Origin of the sequence: Micromonospora matsumotoense (genome assembly GCF_900091525.1) — a bacterium.
GTDB lineage: Bacteria > Actinomycetota > Actinomycetes > Mycobacteriales > Micromonosporaceae > Micromonospora > Micromonospora matsumotoensis.
Genome location: NZ_FMCU01000004.1, coordinates 369,601 through 392,517 on the forward strand (window position 1 = coordinate 369,601; position 22,917 = coordinate 392,517).

Consider the following 22,917-nt stretch of genomic DNA (forward strand, 5'->3'; position numbering starts at 1 on the left):
AAAAGTGCGTGGCACGCAATATTACGTGCCGCGCACTTTGTGCTCCGCGACCCACTGAGGGCGCTCCCCGCGAGGTCCCCACCGAGGCTCACCGCAGGGGCACGGTGATGTCGAGCCCGACCACCAACGCCAACGCCCGCACGCGGGCGACCGGTGCCGCACCGGGCGGTGCCACCCACCCACGAGCAGCAACGGGCCGAGCAGGGCTGCCAGAAGATGCACGAACGACACCATCGGAAATTTGGGGCTTTTGCCCAATATGAAACACCGCCGGCTGACCGACTCCGGAAGCCCCGACACGGACGGGCCCCGGCCGATCGTCGATCGGCCGGGGCCCGCGCAGCAACCTCGGGTCAGGAGAGATCGAAGCGGTCCAGCTCCATGACCTTGGTCCAGGCCGCCACGAAGTCGGTCACGAACTTGGCGCCCGCGTCCTGGCTGGCGTAGACCTCGGCGAGGGCCCGCAGCTGGGAGTTGGACCCGAAGATGAGGTCGACCGCGGTGGCGGTCCACTTCACCTCGTCGGTGGCCAGGTCCCGGATCTCGTAGACGTGCTCGTCGGACTCCGACGCCTTCCACCGGGTACCCGGGGAGAGCAGGTTGGCGAAGAAGTCGTTGCTGAGCACGCCGGGCCGGTCGGTGAGCACGCCGTGCGACGCGCCACCCACGTTGTTGCCGAGGGCGCGCAGACCGCCGACCAGGACGGTCATCTCCGGCGCGGTCAGATTGAGCATGTAGGCCCGGTCGACGAGCAGCACCTCCGGCTGGGTCTTCTCGCCCGGCCGCAGGTAGTTGCGGAACCCGTCGGCCCGCGGCTCCAGCACGGCGAAGGACTCGACGTCCGTCTCCTCCTGCGAGGCGTCGGTGCGGCCCGGGTGGAACGGCACGGTGACCTCGACGCCGGCCTCGCGGGCGGCCCGCTCGACGGCGGCCGAGCCGGCCAACACGATCAGGTCCGCGAGGGAGATTCTGGCCGCACCGGCCGCGTTGAACTCCCGCTGGATCCCCGCCAGGGTGTCCAGCACCGTCGCGAGCTGCTCGGGCTGGTTTACCTCCCAGCTGCGCTGGGGTTCGAGGCGGATCCGCGCGCCGTTGGCGCCACCGCGCTTGTCGGTGTGCCGGAAGGTCGCCGCGGAGGCCCACGCGGTGGCGACCAGCTGCGCGGTGGTCAGGCCGGAGTCGAGGACCTTGGCCTTGAGGGCGGCGACGTCGGCGTCGGACACCAGCTCGTGGTCGACGGCCGGCACCGGGTCCTGCCACAGCTGGGGCTCGGCGACCCACGGGCCGAAGAACCGGCTGACCGGGCCCATGTCGCGGTGCAGCAGCTTGTACCACGCCTTGGCGAACGCCAGGGCGAACTCGTCCGGGTGCTCCAGGAAGCGCCGCGAGACCTTCTCGTACGCCGGGTCGACGCGCAGCGACAGGTCGGTGGTGAGCATCGTCGGCCTGTGCTTCTTCGCCGGGTCGTGGGCGTCCGGGATGATCGCCTCGGCGTCCTTGGCGACCCACTGCTTCGCCCCGCCGGGGCTGGTGGTCAGCTCCCACTCGTAGCCGAAGAGGATCTCGAAGAAGCGGTTGCTCCACTGCGTCGGCCGGTCGGTCCAGGTCACCTCCAAACCGCTGGTGATCGTGTCACCGCCCTTGCCGCTGCCGTGGGTGCTCAGCCAGCCCAGGCCCTGCGCCTCCAGCGGGGCGCCCTCGGGCTCGGGGCCGACGTGGTCGTCGGCGATGCCGGCGCCGTGGGTCTTGCCGAAGGTGTGGCCGCCGGCGATGAGCGCGACGGTCTCCTCGTCGTTCATCGCCATCCGGCGGAAGGTCTCCCGGATGAAGTGCGCCGCCGCGAGCGGGTCCCCGCTGCCCCGGGGGCCCTCCGGGTTGACGTAGATGAGGCCCATCTCGGTCGCCCCGACACCGGCCGCCATCTCGCTCTCGGAGGCGTAACGCTCGTCGCCGAGCCAGGTGTCCTCCGGACCCCAGAAGATCTCCTCCGGCTCCCACACGTCCTGCCGGCCGAAGCCGAAGCCGAACGTCTTGAAGCCCATCGACTCCAGGGCCACGTTGCCGGCGAGCACGAGCAGGTCGGCCCAGGAGATCTGCTGGCCGTACTTCTGCTTGACCGGCCAGAGCAGCCGGCGGGCCTTGTCCAGGTTGGCGTTGTCCGGCCAGCTGTTCAGCGGCGCGAACCGCTGGCCGCCGTCACCGGCACCACCGCGGCCGTCCTCGATGCGGTACGTGCCGGCGGCGTGCCAGCTCATCCGGATCATCAGGCCGCCGTAGTGGCCGAAGTCGGCCGGCCACCAGTCCTGCGAGGTGGTGAGGACCGTGGTGATGTCCCGCTTGAGCGCCTCGACGTCGAGCTTGGCGAGCTCCCGGGCGTAGCTGAAGTCCGCCCCGAGCGGGTTGCCCTTGGCCGAGTGGGCGTGCAGGACCGAGAGGTCGAGCTGGTTGGGCCACCAGTCCCGGTTGGTACGCGGACGCCCGCCGGTCTTCGGCGTCGGCGAGTCGATCGCCGGGTTCTCGCTCTCGCTGCCGTGCGCGGTCACCGAGTCGTGCGCGACCGGGCAGCCGGCCGCCGCCTTCTGGTCCACGCCCTGCGCGCTGGCGGGGGCGTTGTCCTGGGTGTCGCTCATGAACTTCCTTCCGAGCTGGTGGATCACTGGGAGGTGCGGTCGGTCGCGCAGTCGGGGCAGGTGCCCCAGTAGACGACCTCCGCCTCGTCGACCACGAAACCGTGATCGTCGGAGGCGGTGAGACAGGGAACATGGCCGACGGCACAGTCGACGTCGGCGATCGCACCGCAGGAGCGGCAGACGACGTGGTGGTGGTTGTCCCCCACCCGCGACTCGTAGCGGGCGGGCGACCGGCTCGGCTGGATGCGGCGCACCAGACCGGCCTCGGTGAGCGCCCGCAGCACGTCGTAGACCGCCTGGTGGGAGACCGTGGGCAGGTCGGCCCGTACCAACGCGATCACCGTGTCGGTGTCGACGTGCGGGTGGTCCCGCAGCGCGGCGAGCACGGCCAGTCGGGGCCGGGTCACGCGCAGCGAGGCCGCCCGCAACCGTGCCTCGAGGTCGGCCGTCATGGTACGACCCTAGTCCGCTGTTCTGGAACAAATCAAGTTTATCCCCGGTGTGGCGGCACACGATCTCCCCACCGCCGGGTGATCGGGCCGGGCGGGGTCAGCGGGAACGTGGCGGCGCGGTGCTGCCCCGCACCACGAGCGAGGTGCCGAGTTCGTACCGGTCCTGGGCGAGCGGGTGGCCGTCGGCCAGGGACAGCGCCAGCCGCGCGGCGGTGGCGCCGATCTCCCCGAACGGCTGCCGCACCGTGGTCAGCGCTGGCGTCAGCCAGGCCGCCTCGTCCACGTCGTCGAAGCCGACGACGCTGAGGTCGTCGGGAATCCGCAGGTCGGCCTCCCGGGCCGCCGCGTAGACGCCCAACGCCTGCAGGTCGTTGCCGCAGACCACGGCGGTGGGCGGCTCCGGCCGGACGAGCAGCTCGGCACCGAGGCGTCGGCCCTCCTCGAAGGTGAAGACACCGCTGCGTTCGAGGCGCTCGTCGAACGGGACACCCGCGTAGTCCAGCGCGGCACGGAAGCCGTCCCGGCGGGCCCGCGCCGAGAGGTCCCGGACCGGGCCGGTGAGCACCCCGATCCGCCGGTGGCCGAGATCGAGAAGGTGCCGGGTGGCCGACAGCGCCCCGCTCCAGTTGCTCGACCCGACGGCGGGGACGGGAAACAGGTTGCCGATCGGATCGACCGCGACCAGCGGAATGCCGGCGGCGGCGAATCTTGCCCCGTCCTCGGCGGTGACCAACGAGAACACCGTGATCACGGCGGCCGGCTGGCGCAGCAGCAGCGACTCCACCCAGGGCCGCCCCGCCCGCAGACTGTGCTGCACGTCGGTGAAGCCGACCGTGTGGTCCCGTGGGCCGGTGACCTCCTGCACGCCGCGCAGGATCGGCATGGCGATCGAGGAGAGCATCTGATGGAAGACCACCTCGATGCAGGGCGTCACGCTGCTGGCCGGTCGACGGCGGTAGCCGTGGTCGCGCAGCAGCGCCTCCACCCGCTGGCGGGTCTGCTCGCCCACCCCCCGGCGGCCGTTGAGCACCTTGGACACCGTCGGTGGGGACACCCCGGCGAGTTCGGCGATGGCGGCGATGGGCAGGTCACCACGCCGGGGCTTGCGGGAGCCACGGCGTCGACCTTCCTCGATCACGAAGGGAAGTCTACGGTGCGTGCTCCATCCGGAACCCGGGAGCGCCGACGGGCCCGACCTCCGCAGGGTCCGGCGCACGCGCCCCCGGCCGGTACGCGCACCAGTCGAACGCGGCGCTGCCCTGGGTGACGTACATGCCGATCACCCGGCCGGTGAAGCCGCCGGCCACCTCGGTGGACAGGTAGCGCCCGTCCAACTCGGCCAGCACGACCGGGCCGGCCGGGCCCGTCACCTCGAACGTGATCATGTCGCAGCCGACGGCGCGTACCCCCCGGGGCGCGGTCTCGGCCGCCAGCTCGGCGGCGGAGGTCACGGTCGGCGGGAAGACGTCGTCGGTGCGGGTGGCGATCGTCAGCACGAGCGGCCCCGGCGGTACGGCGCGGGTGGCGAAGACCTGCCGGAACGGCCCGACCCGGCCGATGACCCGGACCGTGCCGGCCCGCACCTCCAGATCGTAGTGGTGCGCCTCGTCGATCCGGATGGTGAGCCCGGCGGTGCCACCGTCCGGGTCCATCCGGACGCTGGTCCGGCAGTCGTGGTGCCGCTGCCGCAACGCCACGATCGTCGCGCCGGCCAGGTCGAGGGTCGCGCCCGCGGCGTACAGGGTGAGCCAGCCCGGCCGGGCGGTCAGCGACCAGGACCCGGCGGGTCGGCGGCGTGGCGAGATCCACCCGGGTGCCAGCGCGGTCGCGTCGAAGTCGTCACGGTAGGTGCCCGGGTCGGCCGGGGCGGCGCCGGCCGGGGCGCTGCCGGCGGGCGCGGCGGTGAGTTCCTCGACCGGGTCGACGACCGGCCAACCGTCGACCCAGCGCACCGGCGCGAGGAAGGTCTCGCGGCCGAGGACGTGATAGGGCGGCCAGTGGCCCTTTGCCCGGATGCCCAGCAGGACCAGCCACCAACTGCCGTCGACGGCCTGGACCAGGTCGGCGTGCCCGGTGGCCTGCACCGGGCGGTCACTGCTGCGGTGGGTGAGGATCGGGTTGGCGGGCGCGGGGGTGAACGGGCCGCGCGGGCTGCGCGAGCGGGCGACGGAGACCGCGTGGCCGGTGTGCGTGCCGCCCTCGGAGAGCAGCAGGTACCACCAGCCGTCGATCCGGTAGAGGTGCGGCGCCTCGGGGTACTGGCCGCCGGTGCCCGACCACAGCGCGATCGGCCCCTCCAGCACCTCCCCCCGGTCGGGGTCGATCCGGTAGGCGTCCACGCCGGAGGTGGTCAGCCAGCAGTTGCCGTCGTCGTCCCAGGCCAGCGAGGGGTCGACGTGCGGCAGGTCGACATAGACCGGATCGGACCACGGGCCGGTGGGTTCCGGTGCGGTGACGATGAGGTGCCGGCCCAGGCTGACGTTGGTGGTGATCAGCCAGAACCGCCCGTCGTGGTGGCGCAGGGTCGGCGCGAAGATGCCCCGGGACGCCTCGGCGTCCGGGGGCAGTTCGCACTGGCCCGGCCGGTCGAGGATGTTGCCGATCTGCCGCCAGTTGACCAGGTCGCGGCTGTGCAGCAGGGGTACGCCCGGGAAGTACTCGAAGCTGGAGCAGACCAGGTAGTAGTCCTCGCCCACCCGACAGACGCTCGGGTCGGGATGGAAACCGGGGACGACCGGATTGCGGTAGGACGGTCCGGCGGACACCGGGTGCCACCTCCCTGGGGTCGTCGGCCACGGCAGACGGCGCCTGCGGGGCAGGGACGCCGCCACGGTCCAGAAATGTTTGCGGTAACATTTCGCAACTTGAATGCTACGGAAGGCCCGCCCCGGGTTCAAGGTCCCCCCGCGTGTCGACCCACCCCGCACCGGGGGGCAGCTCACCCGCCACCTCGGCGAAAAGCCCTGATCTGGCAGTACGCCCGCGCACGGGTGGCCGTCCCACCGGCCGGGAACCCACCCGGGCACCCGCCGGACCCGGCGGGGCGGCGTCCGGCACACCGCCCGGGCCACCGAAACCCGGCAAGGAACATTCGCGCAACATGGCGGTCATATCTTGACGGGGCCCCGCGAATCCACGAGAGTCCATATAAGGCGAGATGGTGCGCCGTCGGGAGCTCGACGCGCCGTCGTGGCATTCGTGGATGCCGACGTCAGGGTGCGAGGGGCCGCGCCTGTTAACGCTCACAGCAGCGTTTCCGTTGCTGACTGATCGCCACACCGGCTCGGGACGGGTGGCGATCGGCCGTGTCCCCGATCGGGTCCACGGCGACACACACCCCACCCTGCGCTGTTGCCGGCCCGCCACCGCGCACCACCGACAGGAGTCACGCCATGGCAAGACGCCAGGCCGACACCGGCACGCCGCCCCGACGGCCCGGGGCGCGGCGGTTCCGCATCTGGTTCGGCGACGACGCCCGCCCCCACCCGCACCCGTCCCTGATCCGCACCGCTGGGAGTGATCATGTCTGAAGTCACCCGAAGGAACGTCCTCAAGGCCGGGGCGGCGGGGACCGGCGCCGCGCTGCTGCCGGTCGCCTGGACCGCCACCGCCCGCGCCGGCTCGGCCGCGCCACCCCAGGTGCTGGCCGCGAACGACCTGGCCCTGTGGTACGACGAGGGGGCCGGCACCGACTGGCTCCGCGCGCTGCCGATCGGCAACGGACGACTCGGCGCGATGGTGTTCGGCAACGTCGACACCGAGCGGCTCCAGCTCAACGAGGACACCGTCTGGGCGGGCGGGCCGTACGACTCCGCCAACACCCGGGGCGCGGCCAACCTGGCCGAGATCCGGCGGCGGGTCTTCGCCGACCAGTGGACCTCGGCGCAGGACCTGATCAACCAGACCATGATGGGCAACCCGGGTGGTCAGCTCGCCTACCAGACCGTGGGCAACCTCCGGCTGGCCTTCGGCTCGGCCAGCGGGGCGAGCCAGTACGTCCGGACCCTCGACCTGACCACCGCCACGGTCACCACGACCTACCTGCTGGGCGGCGTACGGCACCAGCGGGAGGTGTTCGCCAGCGCGCCCGACCAGGTGATCGTGGTGCGGTTGACCGCCGACCGGGCCAACGCGATCACGTTCTCCGCCACCTTCGACAGCCCGCAACGCACCACCGTGTCGAGCCCGGACGCCGCCACCATCGGGCTCGACGGCATCTCCGGCAGCCAGGAGGGGGTCACCGGCTCGGTGCGGTTCCTGGCCCTGGCCAACGCCGCCGCGACCGGAGGCACGGTCAGCAGCTCCGGCGGCACCCTGCGGGTGTCCGGCGCCACCAGCGTGACCATCCTGATCTCGATCGGTTCCAGCTACGTCAACTACCGCACCGTCAACGGCGACTACCAGGGCATCGCCCGCACCCGGCTCAACGCCGCCAAGAGCGTCGCCATCGAGCAGCTACGCAGCCGCCATCTCGCCGACTACCAGGCGCTGTTCAACCGGGTGAGCATCAACCTGGGGCGTACCGCCGCAGCCGACCAGACCACCGACGTACGGATCGCGCAGCACGCGAGCGGCAACGATCCGCAGTTCTCCGCGTTGCTGTTCCAGTTCGGGCGGTACCTGCTGATCTCCTCCTCGCGGCCGGGCACCCAGCCGGCGAACCTCCAGGGCATCTGGAACGACTCGCTGACGCCGTCGTGGGACTCGAAGTACACCATCAACGCGAACCTGCCGATGAACTACTGGCCGGCCGACACCACCAACCTCGCCGAGTGTTTCCTACCGGTCTTCGACATGGTCAAAGACCTGACGGTGACCGGTGCCCGGGTCGCCCAGGCGCAGTACGGCGCCGGTGGCTGGGTCACCCACCACAACACGGACGCGTGGCGGGGCGCCTCGGTCGTCGACGGGGCGCTGTGGGGCATGTGGCAGACCGGTGGCGCCTGGCTGGGCACCCTCATCTGGGACCACTACCTGTTCACCGGTGACCTGGGCTTCCTCCAGGCCAACTACCCGGCGCTCAAGGGCGCCGCCCAGTTCTTCCTCGACACCCTGGTCGCCCACCCGACGCTCGGCTACCTGGTGACGAACCCGTCGAACTCGCCGGAGCTGCCGCACCACTCGAACGCCAGCGTCTGCGCGGGCCCGACGATGGACAACCAGATCCTGCGGGACCTGTTCGACGCCGCGGCCCGCGCCAGCGAGACCCTCGGCGTCGACACCACCTTCCGGTCGCAGGTCCGCACGGCCAAGGACCGGCTGCCCCCGAGCCGGGTCGGCTCCCGGGGCAACGTGCAGGAGTGGCTGGCCGACTGGGTGGAGACCGAACGGACCCACCGGCACGTCTCCCACCTGTACGGCCTGCACCCCAGCAACCAGATCACCAAGCGGGGTACCCCGGCGCTGTACGAGGCCGCCCGTAAGACGCTGGAGCTGCGGGGCGACGACGGGACCGGCTGGTCCCTCGCCTGGAAGATCAATTTCTGGGCCCGGTTGGAGGACGGCACCCGCGCCCACAAGCTCATCCGCGACCTGGTCCGCACCGACCGGCTCGCACCGAACATGTTCGACCTGCACCCGCCGTTCCAGATCGACGGCAACTTCGGCGCCACCTCCGGCATCGCCGAGATGCTGCTGCACAGCCACACCGGCGAGCTGAACGTGTTGCCCGCGCTGCCGAGCGCCTGGCCCACCGGCCAGGTCGCCGGCCTGCGGGGGCGCGGCGGATACACCGTCGGCGTGGCGTGGAGCAGCGGTCAGCCCGACCAGATCGGCATCCGCGCCGACCGGGACGGCACGCTGCGGCTGCGCTCCCGGCTGTTCACCGGCAGCTTCACCCTCGTCGACGTCGCCGACGACAGCGCCCCGGCCACCACCCGCCCGGAGACCGACGTCGTCCAGTTCACCGTCCGCGCCGGTCACACCTACCGGGCGGCCCGGCCGGGCGTGACGCCGACCCTGACGCCCACCCCGACGCCGACCACCCCCCCGCCGACGACGACGCCCCCGCCGACCACCACCCCGCCGCCGACGACGCCGGTCCCGACCACCAGTTCGCCCGCGCCCTCGGGCGCACGGGCGACGTACGCGGTGACGGGTTCCTGGTCGGGTGGCTTCCAGGCCGAGGTCACCGTGACCGCCGGCGCGACCGCGATCCGCGGCTGGACGGTGTCCTGGACGTTCGCCAACGGACAGAGCATCAGCCAGATCTGGGGCGGGTCGCACAGCCAGAGCGGCGCGAACGTGACCGTGAAGAACGTCGACTACAACGGGGCGCTGGCCGCCGGCGCCTCCACCACGTTCGGCTTCATCGGCACGGTGAACGGCACCAACAACGCACCGACGAACCTCACCTGCACCACGACCTGACCGGCGTGGGACGGGCGTCGCCGCCTCGCCCCGCCCCCGGGCCGGTCGAGGTGGCGGCGCGCGTCCCGCCCCCTGCCGGCGCGCACGATCCCACCTCTGTGAAACGGACGGAAGAACATGAGAAGACCATCTACCCGCGGGCGTCGCCTGCTGACCGCCCTGGCGGCCGGGCTGCTGCTGGTGGCGGGCCCGGCGGTGGTGCTGCGGACCTCCCCGGCGCTGGCCCTGGACAACGGGGTGGCCCGCACCCCGCCGCTGGGGTGGAACAGCTGGAACACCTTCGGCTGCAACATCAACGAGGCCCTGATCCGGCAGATGACCGACGCGATGGTCAGCTCCGGCATGAAGGATGCGGGCTACCAGTACGTCGTGGTCGACGACTGCTGGATGAACCCGAACCGGGACTCGGCCGGCAACCTCCAGGGTGACCCGACCCGGTTCCCCTCCGGCATGAAGGCGCTCGGCGACTACATCCACGCCCGGGGGCTGAAGTTCGGCATCTACCAGGCCCCGCTGGACAAGACCTGCGCCCAGTACTTCAACAGCTACCCCGGGGCCACCGGCTCCCAGGGACGCGAGGCCCAGGACGCCCGCCAGTTCGCCGCCTGGGGCGTCGACTACCTGAAGTACGACTGGTGCTCGCCCAGCGGCAGCATCGACGACCAGGTGCGTGCCTTCGCCAAGATGCGCGACGGGCTGGCCGCAGCCGGTCGACCCATCGTGCTGAGCATCAACTCGAACAGCATCCACTCCAAGACCGGGCCACAGCGCAACTGGGGCGACGTGTCGAACATGTGGCGCACCACCGAGGACATCACCAACACCTGGAACAGCGGCCAGACCAACGGCTACCCGATGGGCATCCAGAACATCGTCGACGTCACCGTGCCGCTCGCCGCGCGGGCCAAGCCCGGCGCGTTCAACGACATGGACATGATGGAGGTCGGCCGCGGTGGCATGACCGACACCGAGATGCGCAGCCACTTCGCGCTCTGGGCCATCCTGGCCTCACCGATGATCGCCGGCAACGACCTGCGCAACATGAACGCGGCGACCCAGACGATCCTGAAGAACGCCAACCTCCTCGGCATCAGCCAGGACCCGCTCGCGCTCCAGGCCAGCCAGGTCTCCTTCGACGGCACCCGCCGGGTGCTGGCCAAGCGGCTGGCCAACGGGGACGTCGCGGTCGCCCTGTTCAACCAGGGGACGGCCACCACCACGATCAGCACCACCGCCGCCGCGATCGGGCTGTCGGGCGGCTCGTTCACCCTGCGCGACGCGTGGAGCAACACGACCAGCACCACCTCCGGGGCCATCTCGGCCAGCGTGCCGGGCCACGGCACCGTCGTCTACCGGGTCAGCGGCGCGACTAGCACCCCGACCCCGACCACCACTCCCCCGACGCCCACCCCCACGCCCACCACGCCGGCCCCGACCACCCCGGTTCCGACCACGCCGCCGCCGTCGACCGCGTCCTGCCAGGTCACGTACGCGATCAGCAGCCAGTGGCCGGATGGGTTCCAGGCCGAGGTGATCGTCCGCAACACCGGCACCACGGCGGTCGACGGCTGGAACCTGCGGTGGTCGTTCGCCAACGGCCAGCAGCTCAACCAGGCGTGGGGCGCCACCTACACCCAGAGCGGCGCGCAGGTCACCGCCACGAACGCGGGCTGGAACGGCACCATCAGCCCCGGCGGCAGCGCCAACTTCGGCTTCATCTCCAGTTGGTCCGGCGGCAACGCCAAGCCGACCGGGTTCACCCTCAACGGCCAGGAGTGCGGCGTGGCCTGACCGGGAAACCGGCCCGCGCCCGCAGACGTGCGGACCCCTGTCATGAGCCGGCCCGATACCGGGACGGCTCATGACAGGGGGAACCTCCTCCCCACGGGACGATCGGTGGCACCGACCCGTCCGGCAGGGCACCTGGTCAGTCGTCGCGCTCGGCCCGCTCAGCTGTTCAGCGTGGCCAGCAGGGCGGTGGCCATGCCCTGCTCGCCCCGGGCGTTGGGGTGGAAGGGCGCCGCGGCGCTCTCCGGCACCAGCCCCTCCACCCACCGGGTGCCGCTGCTCCTGCAGGTGTCGCGCCCGATCGACGGGGTGTAGACGTCGGCGTAGCTGGCGTCGTTCGCGGCGGCGACGCCGGCCAGCATCGCGTTGAGCGACTTGGCCACACCCCGCAGGTAGGGCACGTCCTGGTAGGCGATCGGGACCAGCGGCCAGCAGCCGTATCCGGAGTCCGGCACGATCGCCGGGTAACCGAGCACCACGATCCGCGCGCCGGGCGCGGCCTGGCGGACCGCCTGGAGCACGGCGGTCACCTTCGGCGCGGTGGCGGTGATCCGGGCCTGCAACTGGTCGGTGCCGCCGGCGGTGTACCGGTTCTTGCACGGCGAGCCGAGCGGGCTGCTGAAGCTCGCCTGGGCGCAGTCGCTGATGATGCTGGAGAAGCCGATGTCGTTGCCGCCGATCTGCACCGTCACCAGGGCCGTGTTCGGGGTGACCGCGTTGAGCTGCGGTGGCAGCGCGCCGCCCCACGAGCCGCTGCCGCCGTAACGGATGTCGTCGGTGGTGGCTCCGGAGCAGCTCACGTCGGCGAACGACGAGGAGCCGGCGGACGCGGCGACCAGGGACGGGTAGTTGCGGTGGGAGCGCAGGCAGTTCAGGTCGACCTGGGTGGGGATCAGCGGACCGGACGTGTACGAGTCGCCGAGCGCGACGTAGCGACCGGTGGGGACGGCGGCGCTGGCGGGCACGGCGGCGGCGAGCAGCACACCGGCGGTGGCCGCGGCGAGCGCGACCGTCCGGGTGGCGGCCCGCAGCAGCGGCAGGCGGGGACGGGGCATGACGCCTCCAGGGCAGATCACGGGGGTGGTGCCGCGATCCTGCCGCTGCTGACGCCCGGCGTCAATATAGATGGATCTCAGTAAATTGCCGACATGGGCACGGGCCCGGACGCCACCGGGCCGACGCCCAGGGCAGCAGCCAGATCGATTGACGGACGTGAAAGCCGGGCGGGATAATCTCCGCGGAGCCGGGCTGGCTGCAGGGCGAGCGACACCGCACGACACCACCGACGTGAGCCGGCCGACGGCGGATCAGGGCCGTTGGCGGCACGTCACCACCCGGCGCATCCCCTCGACATCTGCGCGGCCACCGCCCCCGAACGGGAGATCCGGTGCAGCCGCCCCAGCACCACGGCCGACAACTGTCGCCGCCATCCTCGTGGAAGGACCACCGATGCGACTCACCCGTTCCCGGTTCCGGTTGGCGGTGTCGCTGTTCGCCACCGCCACCGTCGCCGCCACCGCCGCGCTCGCCGGCACCGCACCCGCCCAGGCCGCCGCCGGCTGTCGGGTCACCTACGCGGTGACGAATCAGTGGCCGGGCGGATTCGGCGCGAGCGTCGACCTCACCAACCTCGGCGATCCGCTCACCAGTTGGCAGCTGACCTGGTCCTTTGCCGCAGGGCAGGTGATCGACCAGCTGTGGAACGGCACGGTGACCCAGGCCACCGGTCGGGTCACGGTCACCAACGCCGGCTGGAACGGCAACCTCGGCTCCGGGGCGAGCACCCAGTTCGGCTTCGGCGCCTCGTGGAACAACTCGTCGAACCCGGTGCCGGTCGACTTCGCCCTCAACGGGGTGCCGTGCACCGGGCGTACCACCAGCCCGACCGCGCCGCCCACCACCGCGCCGCCGACGACCACGCCGCCCACCACGACGCCGCCGACCACGACGCCACCCACCACCGCGCCGCCCACGACGGTGCCGCCGACCACCGCGCCGCCGGCATCCGGGGCGCTGGACCAGACGTCGACGGTCGGGCGGGTCAAGGCGGTCGGGACCAGCGCCCAGTACACCTGGCCCGGCATCTACTTCGAGGGCCGGTTCCGCGGCACCGGGGTCGGGATCGTCCTCAACGACGCGCAGAACGACTACGTCGTGCAGATCGACGGGGCGACCGTCGCCACCCTGGTCACCCCGGGTCGAACCACCTACTGGGTGCGGAGCCTCACCAACGCCGAGCACACCGTACGACTGGTCAAGCGCACCGAGAGCCCGTGGGCTGCCGGCGAGTTCGGTGGTCTGGTCGCCGCCTCCGGCGGCGCGATCCTGACCAGGCCCGCCCCCCGCAGCCGGCAGATCGAGTTCATCGGCGACTCATGGACCGCCGGGTACGGCAACATGTCGACCACCCGGGACTGCAACAGCAACGGCGGGGTCACCCGCAACTCCAACGCCGACGTCACCTTCGGCGCGCTCACCGCGCAGAGCCTGAACGCCGACTACCAGCTCACCGCCTGGTCCGGCCTCGGCATGGTGCGCAACTACAACGGTGGCGGCACGGACAACTTCCGTACCTACTACGAGACGGATCTCCAGGCCCTGTGGAACAGCACGGTGTGGCAGAAGCCGAGCACCTGGAAGCCGCAACTGGTCGTGGTCGGGCTGGGCATCAACGACTTCTCCACCGCCCTCAACCCCGGTGAGCGGTGGGCCACCATCGACCAGCTCGCCGCCGACTACCGGACCGCCTACCTGGCCTTCATCGACAAGCTCCGCAGCCGGTACGGGGCCGACACGTTCATCGTGCTCACCTACCCCGACCTGTCCCCCACCACCGCGCTCGCCAGCTCCGTCCAGCAGATCGTCCAGACCCGCGTCAGCCGGGGCGACACCCGGATCCGCTCGCTCTACTACGACGACAACGCGCTGGGGCTGGACAAGCTCGGCTGCGACTGGCACCCCTCCCGCCGCGACGACCAGCTCCTCGCCGGCGCGCTCACCCGGTTCGTCAACACCCTGCCGTTGACCTGGTGAGCCGGTCCTCCGGCGGACGCCGGAGGACCGGCTTCCCGGCCGCCGCGGGGCCGGCGGCGCGTGCACCGTCGGCCCCGCGGCGTTAGCCGGACAGGTCTTCATCGGACAGATGACCTCGGATGACTGACCCGTTTGCGCTGCTCCGGGCCACCGACCGCCCCCACATTGACATCATACGTCATACGGATTACGTTTGTAATCATCGATACATATCATCGCCTGCCGGGGTTGATCGAGAGTTAGCGCCGCCGCGTCCGTGGCCGCCGTAGCCCTGCCCCGGGCGGTCGATCGCATTCACCGCATCACCCCGCTCCCGAAAGGAGCCCTTCCTGATGTCGAGACACCGCCTCGTAGCCGGTGCCGTCGCGGGGGTCGCGGCGCTCGCCCTCGCCATGGGCGGCGCCGCGATCACCGCCGGGGCCAGCCCGCCCGCCTACGCGAAGGACGCCGGCGCACTCGCGGCGACCGCCGGCTGCGGCAAGGCACCCACGCTGACCAGCGGCAACCGCACCATCTCCAGTGGCGGCCAGAACCGCTCGTACATCCTGCGGATCCCGGACAACTACGACCGCAACCACCCCTACAAGCTGATCTTCGGCTTCCACTGGAACGGCGGCACCGCCAACGACGTCGACTCGGGCGGGACGAGCGGATACCCGTGGTCCTACTACGGCATCCGGGCACTGTCGAACAACAGCGCGATCTTCGTCGCACCGCAGGGCATCGGCAACGGCTGGGCCAACAGCGGTGACCGGGACCTGACCTTCGTCGACGACATGATGCGCCAGATCGAGTCCGCCCTGTGCGTCGAGACCACGCAGCGGTTCGCCATGGGCTTCAGCTACGGCGGCGGGATGAGCTACGCCATCGCCTGCGCCCGGGCCACGGTCTTCCGCGCCGTCGCCGTCTACTCCGGCGGCCAGCTCAGCGGGTGCAACGGCGGCACCCAGCCGATCGCGTACATCGGCATCCACGGTCTGCGGGACGGCGTGCTCCCCATCGCGACCGGGCGGTCGCTGCGCGACCGGTTCGTCCGGAACAACGGCTGCACCCCGCAGAACCCGCCGGAGCCGGCGCAGGGCAGCCTGACGCACACCGTCACCTACTACTCCGGCTGCCGGGCCGGCTATCCGGTCGCCTGGGCGCCGTTCGACGGCGGACACGCCCCCAACGCCGTGGACGGCACCGCCGACCCCTACGCGCCCGGCGAGAAGTCCTGGACGCGACCGGTGGTGTGGAGCTTCTTCACCCAGTTCGACGGCACGACGCCGCCCACCACGCCGCCGCCCACCACGCCGCCGCCCACCCCGACGACCCCGCCCGCGACCCCGACCACGCCGCCGCCCGGTGGTAACGGCTGCACCGCCACGGTGTCGGTGAACCAGTGGACCGGTGGCTTCACCGCCTCCGTACGCGTCACCGCCGGCTCCTCCGGCACCACCGGCTGGACCGTCAGCACCACCCTGCCCGGCGGGGCCAGCGTCACCAACACCTGGAACGCCACCGCCAGTGGCAGCACCGGGACGGTGCGCTTCACCAACGTCAGCTACAACGGCCAACTCGGCGCCGGTCAGGTGGCGGAATTCGGCTTCCAGGGCAACGGCAGCGGGTCCGGGCTGACGCCCACCTGCACCACCCGCTGACCGGACCGGTCGCGGTTCGGCTGCGTCACCAGGAAACACGAGGCGGGGCCGGGTGCACGGGAATGACGTCCGGTGCACCCGGCCCCGGGCGTCGCCCGGTCCGCGACGGCGGGTCGGCCGACTCGCCGGCAGGAGTCACCCGATCCGCGAATTCGTCGTGGCCGATCGTCGAACGAGCGGCCCGACGTGCCTCTTGCTGCCATGATGGCGGACGTGGGAGCTGCGAAAACCAATACGCCTGTCATCTCGCCGCTAGCCGGTGAGCCGATCAAACGCGCCGACGCGGAGCGGCTGGCGGGAGTGCTGAAGGCCTTCGCCGACCCGGCCCGGCTACGACTGCTCAGCCTCATCCAGTCGGCCCCGGAGGGCGAGGCGTCCGTCACCGACCTCACTGCGCCGCTGGGCCTGTCCCAGCCGACGGTGAGCCATCACCTGAGGATCCTCACCGAGGCCGGCCTGATCGAACGCGAGAAGCGTGGCGTCTGGGCGTACTACCGCACGGTGCCCGCCGCGATCGCCGCGATCGCCGACCTGTTGACCCCGCCCCGCAAACGGGCGACGAAGAAGACCCGCTGACGCCGGGCACCGGGGCGAGCACGCTCCCGGTCCGCAGCTCGACGGACCACCCGGCCCCGGCCGGTCCGCGACGGATTCCCCTCGACCAGATCGGGGTTGGCGAGATAGGCACGGCCGAAGCTGATCAGGCCGGTGCCCCGGCCCAGCCAGCGGTCGGCCGCCGCCCGGCACCCCGCCGCCGCCCGTTGAGCGACCTCGCGCGGCGGTGACGCCCACGAGGATCGTCGGCCCGGCGGGCCACCCCGGACCCGGTGGGACCGTGCCGCCCGGCGGCCTGGGGTGGGCCGGCGCGTGCCCGGCCCACCCGATCTCGGCGGGGGGCGGCGTTCAGGCCGCCGGCGGACGCCACGGGTCGCCCGGCCCCCGGGGACGGTCCCCCCGCAGGGTGATCCGGTGCACGATCCGCCGGGCGGTGCCGTAGTCGCGGTTCGCGTAGTGCGCGGTGCTGCGGTTGTCCCACATCACCACGTCACCCGGCCGCCACCGGTGTCGTACCAGGTGCTCCGGCTTGGTGAGGTGGGCGTAGAGCAGGTCCAGGACGGCCCGGCTCTCCGCCTCGGAGACACCGACGATGTGCGACGTGAAGCCCGGGTTGACGAAGATGCCCCGGCGGCCGGTCTCGGGGTGGACCCGCACCACCGGGTGCTCCACCGGGTCGAGCCGGGTGACCACCTCGTCCTCCCACACGCTGCCCCGCCCGCCGCGCCGGTGCGCCAGGTAGTAACCGAACTCCCGGTTGCCGTCGTGGACGGCGACCAGCCGGTCCACCAGTCGGCGTACGGGTTCGGCGAGCGAGTCGTAGGCGAGTTGGCTGTCCGCCCAGGTGGTGTCGCCGCCACTGGGCGGCAGGGTGACCGCCCGCAGGATCGCGCCGAGGGGCGGTCGGGCGACGAAGGTGACATCGGTGTGCCAGACGTCGGCGAAACCGTTGTCGGCGCTGTCCAGCGCATACACCTCCGGGTGTGCCTCGTCCACCCCGCCGACGACCGGGTGGGAGGCGGTCAGTTCGCCGAGCCGGCGGCCCAGCCGCACCTGGCCGTCGTCGTCGAGCCGCTGGTCCGGGAAGAACAGCACCTTGTGCGCCACCAGGGCCGCGCGCACGGCGGCGAGTTCCCCGTCGGTCGCCCGGTCGAGGTCGAGCCCGGTCACCCGGGCGGCGAAGTGCGGCCCGAGCGGTGTCAGGGCCAACTCCCGCAGTGTGTCGGTCATCCGTGTCGTCCTCTCATCCGGTTCAGATCGCCGCGGCCCGTACGGCGTGGCCGATCGTCGTGCGCAGCGCGGCGTACTCCGGTGCGCCCCGCAACTCGTCGGGCTCGACACCGCCGCGCGGCAGATCGACGGGCAGGTCGAGGGCGATCCGCCCCGGACGGTTGGTCAGCACGACGACCCGACTGCCGAGGAACACCGCCTCGTCCACGCTGTGGGTGACGAACACGCAGGTCCGGCCCGTCTCGGCGCTGACCCGGCGCAGGTCCTCCTGCAACCGTTCCCGGGTCAGCGCGTCGAGGGCGGCGAACGGCTCGTCCAGCAGCAGCAGCGGGTTCTGCACGGCCAACGCCCGGGCGATGGCGACCCGCTGCTGCTGACCGCCGGACAGCTGCCAGGTGCGCCGGTGGGCGACGTTGGGCAGCCCGACCCGGTCCAGCAGGTCGGCGACCCGGCGGGCCCGCTCGGCCCGGGGCACACCGGCGTACCGCAGACCCAGCCCGACGTTGCCGCCGACCGTCGCCCACGGCAGCAGCCTCGGCTGCTGGAACACCAGGCCGGCGTTGCGGCCGGGCACCGGCGTCGCCCCGGCGGCGGTCACCGTGCCGCTGGTCGGCTCCTCGAAGCCGGCGATCAGCCGCAGCAGGGTGGTCTTGCCGCAGCCGGACGCGCCGACCAGGACGAGGAAGGTGCCCGGCGTCACGTGCAGGTCGACCGGGCCCAGCGCGGTGACCGCCCCGCCCCCCGTCCGGTACACGTGGGTCACGTCGCGGACGTCGACCGCCGCGTCAGGGCTTGAGGACATCCGGCAGTCCCCTGGTGTAGATGGCCGCGGCGAACACCGAGGGGTCGGGTACCGCGTCGATCTTCTGCTGGCTCTTGAGGAACACCGCGGCGCCGTGCAGGTTGTCGGCGAGCGCGCCCACCTTGTCCGCGGTGCCCAGCCACTCCGGGCCGGACTGGTCGGCCGGTTTCAGGAACACTCCCTGACCCAGCTGGTGCCCCGCGTCGGTGGCGCTCAGGTTCAGCTCCTTGCCGACGGCGGTCGCGGCGGCGGTCGGATCGGTGGCGATGACGTCGAGCGCCTGGGCCTCGGCCCGACGCCAGGCGTCGACCGCCCCGGGGTGGGCGTCGGCGAACGCGGTGGAGACCACCCCGAGATCCAGGGTGGGCTTGCCCGCGGCGGCCAGCTCGCGGCTGGTGACCAGCACCTTGCCGGTCTTCTTCAGCGCGTCCAGGGACGGCAGCCAGGTGTAGGCCGCGTCCAGGTCGCCCCGGCTCCAGGCGGCGAGGATGTCCTGCGGTTCCAGGTCGACCAGGGTGACCTCGGATTCCTTGACCCCGGCCCGGTCCAGCGCGGCGAGCAGGCTGAAGTGCGCGGTCGACGCGAACGGGGTGCCGATCTTCCTGCCGCGCAGCCCGGCGACGGTGCTGACGTTGCTGGCGTTGCGGGCCACCAACGCCTCGTTGTCCCCGGCGACGTCGAGCACGAAGGCCACCTTGTACGGGAGGTTCAGCGGGGCGGACAGCCCCCGGGCGACCGGGCTGGAGCCGATCGCGGCGATGTCCACGCTGTTGGCGGCGAAGGCGGTGTTGATGCTCGCGCCGGAGTCGAACTTGGTCCAGGTGATGGTGTAGTCGGGAAGCGCCCGCTCCAGCAGCCGCTGATTCTTGACGATCAGGTCGCCGCTGGGGAACGCCTGGTAGGCGATCCGGATGCTCTTGCGCTGCGGGTCTCCGCCGCCGCTGGCGGCGCCGTCTCCGCAGGCCGCGAGCGAGACGGTGGTGAGCACCGCGGCGACGGCGGCGAGGATACGGGGGACAGGTCGATGCACGGGGCGTCCATTCTTGACAGCTGACGGCGGGGTCACCCTTGACCGCGCCAGGGAACGAGCCGGTCCTCGGCGGCGCGCAACAGCGCGTCGATGAGCAGGCCGGACAGACCGATGGCGAACAGGCCGAGCACCACCACGTCGGTCTGTGAGTAGCGCTGGGCGTCGCGGACCATGCCGCCGATGCCCGGTACGCCGTTGATGGTCTCGGCCGCGACGACCGACGAGTACGCGATGCCGACGGCGAGCCGGACCCCGGTGAAGATCTCCGGCAACGCGTGCGGGAGCACCACGTCCCGGGTGACCTGCCAACGGCCGCCGCCCAGCGCGCGGGCCGCCTCGACCAGGGTGACCGGTGCGGCGTGGACCGCCGATGCGGTGGCGACCGCGACCGGGGGCAGGGCGGCGATCGCCAGCAGCCACAGCTTCGGCGTCTCGTCGATGCCGAACCAGATGATCAGCAGACTGAAGTACGCCAGGGGTGGCAGCGCCCGGACGAAGGTGACCACCGGTTCGGTGGCCACCCGGACCCAGGTGACGGTGCCCATCAGCAGGCCCAGCACGAGACCGGCCAGTACGCCCACCACCGCACCGATGAGAATCCGGCGCAGGCTCACCCCGAGGTGTTCGATCAGCAGGTGCCCGCTGTAGCCCCGGATGCCGTCGTGGGTGGTGGAAGTCTGCACGAGCCGGCCCCAGACCGCGCCCGGTGACGGGATGAACGTCGGGTTCTCGACCAGCACGGCGAGGGTCTGCCAGAGCGCCAGCAGGGCCAGCAGCGCGGCGGCGCGCAGGAGGACGCGCCGCAGCAGGAGACCCCGCCGGGGTGGGTGCGTGGCGTGCCTCGGCGGTGCGGTGCCGGGGGTGACGTTGGTGCTCTGGGTGGCCTGGACGGCGGTCACGATCTCTCCCGATGTCGATGACCTACTTTTCCTACAGCTTTAGTAGGTCTTAGACAAGGGGTGGCCCACGGCGTGGAACGAGTGATCGCCGGACCGGGCCGTCCGGGCGGCATCCGGCCCGGCGGGGCGGCGGGGCGGCGGGGCGGGGCGGGGCGGGGCGGGGCGCCCGACCCCGGAAACGGAGCACCCGTTTCCGGCCGCCACATTCATCATATGCGCCGGTCAAGCCGTCCAGATCGTCCCGGATGACGATTTTTGCCCCCGCGACCATGCCTACGCTCGACCGGTCCGTGCCGGAGGGCCCGGCGGGAGAACGGGGAGCACGTGTCCGAGACGGCCCGACAGATCGCCATCGAACAACAGGTGGTCGACACGGTGTACGCCCGCCTGGAGGTCATGCGCGCGCAGACCAGACAGCTGAGCGAGGAGGGACACCGCCGGGCCGGCGGCGGACCGGTCGCCGGGCTGGTCGAGCGGGACGCCATGGTGCTGGGCGCCGCCGCCCGACTGTCCGATCTCGACGGCCAGGAGGAGGGCATCGTCTTCGGCCGGCTCGACTTCGACGACGACGAGACGTACCGGATCGGTCGGTTGGGGGTCCGCGACGCCGACCGGGAGCCGCTGGTGGTGGACTGGCGGGCCCCCGCCGCCGCGCCGTTCTACCGGGCCACCCCCGGCGAACCGCTCGGGGTGGCTCGTCGCCGCGTGATCACCTGCACCGGCCGTACCGTGGTCGGCCTCGACGACGAGGTGCTGACGGACACGCCGGTCGACGGGGTGGTCGGCGAGGGCGCCCTGCTCGCGTCGCTGACCCGGGAACGCGGCGCACACATGCGCGACATCGTCTCGACGATCCAACGCGAACAGGACGAGGCGGTCCGCGCCCCCGCCGCCGGGGTCACCCTGATCACCGGCGGTCCGGGGACCGGCAAGACGCAGGTGGCCCTGCACCGGGCCGCCTACCTGCTCTATCGCGACCGGGGCCGGTTCGCCGACGGCCGGGTGCTGGTGGTCGGCCCGTCGACGGTGTTCACCACCTACATCGGCCGGGTGCTGCCCGGCCTCGGCGAGGACAGCGTCCACCTGCGCGCGATCGGTGACCTGTTCGACGGTGTCGTCGCCACCCGACGGGACTGCGCCGAGGTGGCCCGCACCAAGGGTGACCTGCGGATGGTGCGGGTGCTGACCGACCTGGCCTGGGACACCCCGCCGAACGTGCCGGACCGGCTGTGGGGTCTCGACGCCGACGATCTGGCGCGGGCCCGCCGGGAGGTCCGCCGCAGGTGCGAGGCCGCCGGGATCACCCCCAACGCCGCGCGGGCCCAGGCCGCGACGGTGCTCGCGGAGCTGCTGGACGGCCGGGAGGTCCCGGCCGCCTTCCTGACCGCCTGGTGGCCGTCGCTGACCCCGCAGGACGTCCTGCCCGCCCAGCGGGGCGAGTGGTCGGTGGACGACGTGCCGCTGCTCGACGAGCTGGCCGAGATCCTGGGCCGGCCGCAGCGGGTGGCCGAGGTCCGGCCCGAGTGGCAGCGCCGGGAGCTGCGCAGCGGCGCCCGACTGGCGGAGACCTTCGTGCTGAGCCTGAGCCTCGGCGACGGGTGGCAGCTCTTCGCGCCCGGCGTGGCGACTCCCATCGCGCAGTCCGGGCAGTCGCTGGACAGCGGCCACTGGGGCGCCCAGCGCTGGGCGGCGGCGATCATCCTGCGGGAGGGTCACCAGGTGGTGGGCTGGGTCGACGGGTTCGACCCGTACGGCGAGGAGGGGCACGTGCCGGTACTGGCCGAGCCGCTGCCGGTGGCGCAGGCCGAGGAGCCCGTCGAGGACACCTACCAGCACGTCATCATCGACGAGGCGCAGGACCTGTCGCCGATGGAGTGCCGGATGATCGCCCGCCGGGCCGCGTACGCCTCGATGACCATCGTGGGCGACCTCGGCCAGGCGACCCATCCGCTGGCCGCCGGCTCGTGGCCGGAGCTGGTGCACCGGCTGGGCAAGCGGACCGCCCGGACGCTGGACCTGCCCACCGGTTACCGGGTCCCCGAGGTCATCGCCGACTTCGCGGCCCGGGCCCTGCCGCCCGGCATCGCGCCGACCCGGTCGTTCCGTCCCGGCGGCCGGTTGGCGATCCGCCGGGTCGACGACCTGGCCGAGGCGGTGGCCCGGGAGACCGGGACGGTCATCGCCCCCGACCACCTGGCCGCCGCCCTGCACGCGATCCCGGTCAGTCAGGTCAAGGGCCTGGAGTACGACCGGGTGGTGCTGGTCGAACCCGCCGACATCGTCGCCGCCGAACCCCGGGGGATGAACCGGCTCTACGTCGCCCTGACCCGGGCCGTCGGCGAACTGGTCATCCTGCACCGCAAGCCGTTGCCGGAGCAGCTGACCCGGGCCTGAGGCGGCCGGCGGCACCCCACGACCCGCCGCCCCGCCACCGGACGTGGTCGACCCCGCTCGCGGGGGCCGGCCCGCGCAGGACCGGCCCCCGT

At 72.3% G+C, this 22,917-nt stretch carries 16 protein-coding genes; 7 read left to right on the top strand and 9 right to left on the bottom strand.

The features are described from left to right. Positions 1–353: 353 nt before the first annotated feature. The 4 genes from katG to GA0070216_RS11335 all read right to left on the bottom strand — a co-directional run bounded on the left by katG (position 354) and on the right by GA0070216_RS11335 (position 5,847). Positions 354–2,630 carry a catalase/peroxidase HPI gene (gene katG, locus GA0070216_RS11320; protein WP_091243555.1) on the bottom strand — a complete coding sequence of 759 codons (2,277 nt, stop codon included), beginning with the start codon at positions 2,628–2,630 and terminating at the stop codon, positions 354–356. Between the two features lie 23 nt (positions 2,631–2,653). Further along, positions 2,654–3,082, bottom strand: coding sequence for a Fur family transcriptional regulator (locus GA0070216_RS11325; protein WP_091243559.1), 429 nt, complete (start codon positions 3,080–3,082; stop codon positions 2,654–2,656). 97 nt (positions 3,083–3,179) lie between these two features. Then, on the bottom strand, positions 3,180–4,220 hold the full coding sequence (locus tag GA0070216_RS11330) for a LacI family DNA-binding transcriptional regulator (RefSeq protein ID WP_091243563.1): 1,041 nt from the start codon (positions 4,218–4,220) through the stop codon (positions 3,180–3,182). Between the two features lie 10 nt (positions 4,221–4,230). Then, positions 4,231–5,847: a glycoside hydrolase family 43 protein gene (locus tag GA0070216_RS11335; RefSeq protein ID WP_091243566.1), complete on the bottom strand. Its 1,617-nt coding sequence runs from the start codon at positions 5,845–5,847 to the stop codon at positions 4,231–4,233. Between the two features lie 627 nt (positions 5,848–6,474). Here GA0070216_RS11335 and GA0070216_RS34485 point away from each other — a divergent pair. The 3 genes from GA0070216_RS34485 (at position 6,475) to GA0070216_RS11345 (ending at position 11,242) form a co-directional block, all read left to right on the top strand. Next, positions 6,475–6,612: a hypothetical protein gene (locus GA0070216_RS34485; RefSeq protein ID WP_176738917.1), complete on the top strand. Its 138-nt coding sequence runs from the start codon at positions 6,475–6,477 to the stop codon at positions 6,610–6,612. Further along, positions 6,605–9,451 carry a glycosyl hydrolase family 95 catalytic domain-containing protein gene (locus GA0070216_RS11340; protein WP_091243982.1) on the top strand — a complete coding sequence of 949 codons (2,847 nt, stop codon included), beginning with the start codon at positions 6,605–6,607 and terminating at the stop codon, positions 9,449–9,451. The genes GA0070216_RS34485 and GA0070216_RS11340 overlap by 8 nt, the downstream gene beginning before the upstream one ends. A 117-nt stretch (positions 9,452–9,568) precedes the next feature. Then, a complete protein-coding gene (locus tag GA0070216_RS11345) occupies positions 9,569–11,242 on the top strand; it encodes a cellulose binding domain-containing protein (protein WP_091243571.1) in 1,674 nt (557 codons plus the stop codon). 158 nt (positions 11,243–11,400) lie between these two features. Here GA0070216_RS11345 and GA0070216_RS11350 read toward each other — a convergent pair whose 3' ends face one another. Then, complete coding sequence (locus tag GA0070216_RS11350; protein ID WP_091243574.1) at positions 11,401–12,294, bottom strand: SGNH/GDSL hydrolase family protein; 894 nt, start codon at positions 12,292–12,294, stop codon at positions 11,401–11,403. A 394-nt stretch (positions 12,295–12,688) separates the two neighbouring features. Here GA0070216_RS11350 and GA0070216_RS11355 point away from each other — a divergent pair, with 394 nt between their 5' ends. The 3 genes from GA0070216_RS11355 to GA0070216_RS11365 all read left to right on the top strand — a co-directional run bounded on the left by GA0070216_RS11355 (position 12,689) and on the right by GA0070216_RS11365 (position 16,491). Next, positions 12,689–14,272: a cellulose binding domain-containing protein gene (locus GA0070216_RS11355; RefSeq protein ID WP_091243577.1), complete on the top strand. Its 1,584-nt coding sequence runs from the start codon at positions 12,689–12,691 to the stop codon at positions 14,270–14,272. 332 nt (positions 14,273–14,604) lie between these two features. Next, on the top strand, positions 14,605–15,915 hold the full coding sequence (locus GA0070216_RS11360) for a CE1 family esterase (protein WP_091243581.1): 1,311 nt from the start codon (positions 14,605–14,607) through the stop codon (positions 15,913–15,915). 204 nt (positions 15,916–16,119) lie between these two features. Beyond that, entirely contained in the window at positions 16,120–16,491 is a 372-nt protein-coding gene (locus tag GA0070216_RS11365) for an ArsR/SmtB family transcription factor (protein ID WP_176738918.1), read from the top strand. 327 nt (positions 16,492–16,818) lie between these two features. On the opposite strand, the gene GA0070216_RS11370 is transcribed toward GA0070216_RS11365, so the two are convergent. From GA0070216_RS11370 to GA0070216_RS11385, 4 genes are read right to left on the bottom strand one after another with little or no spacing between them, the layout of a single operon-like run. Then, entirely contained in the window at positions 16,819–17,700 is an 882-nt protein-coding gene (locus GA0070216_RS11370; RefSeq protein WP_091243588.1) for a TauD/TfdA dioxygenase family protein, read from the bottom strand. A gap of 22 nt (positions 17,701–17,722) precedes the next feature. After that, a complete protein-coding gene (locus GA0070216_RS11375) occupies positions 17,723–18,502 on the bottom strand; it encodes an ABC transporter ATP-binding protein (RefSeq protein ID WP_091243592.1) in 780 nt (259 codons plus the stop codon). Continuing rightward, positions 18,486–19,532 (bottom strand): taurine ABC transporter substrate-binding protein, encoded by a 1,047-nt coding sequence (locus GA0070216_RS11380; RefSeq protein WP_091243595.1) that lies wholly within the window; start codon positions 19,530–19,532, stop codon positions 18,486–18,488. The genes GA0070216_RS11375 and GA0070216_RS11380 overlap by 17 nt, the downstream gene beginning before the upstream one ends. Positions 19,533–19,564: 32 nt before the next feature. Continuing rightward, the gene (locus GA0070216_RS11385) at positions 19,565–20,431 is read right to left on the bottom strand and encodes an ABC transporter permease (protein WP_218108168.1); all 867 of its coding nucleotides are present in this window, start codon (positions 20,429–20,431) and stop codon (positions 19,565–19,567) included. A 324-nt stretch (positions 20,432–20,755) separates the two neighbouring features. On the opposite strand from GA0070216_RS11385, the gene GA0070216_RS11390 reads away from it, so the two are divergent. Then, a complete protein-coding gene (locus GA0070216_RS11390) occupies positions 20,756–22,825 on the top strand; it encodes a HelD family protein (protein ID WP_091243602.1) in 2,070 nt (689 codons plus the stop codon). Positions 22,826–22,917 lie beyond the last annotated feature (92 nt).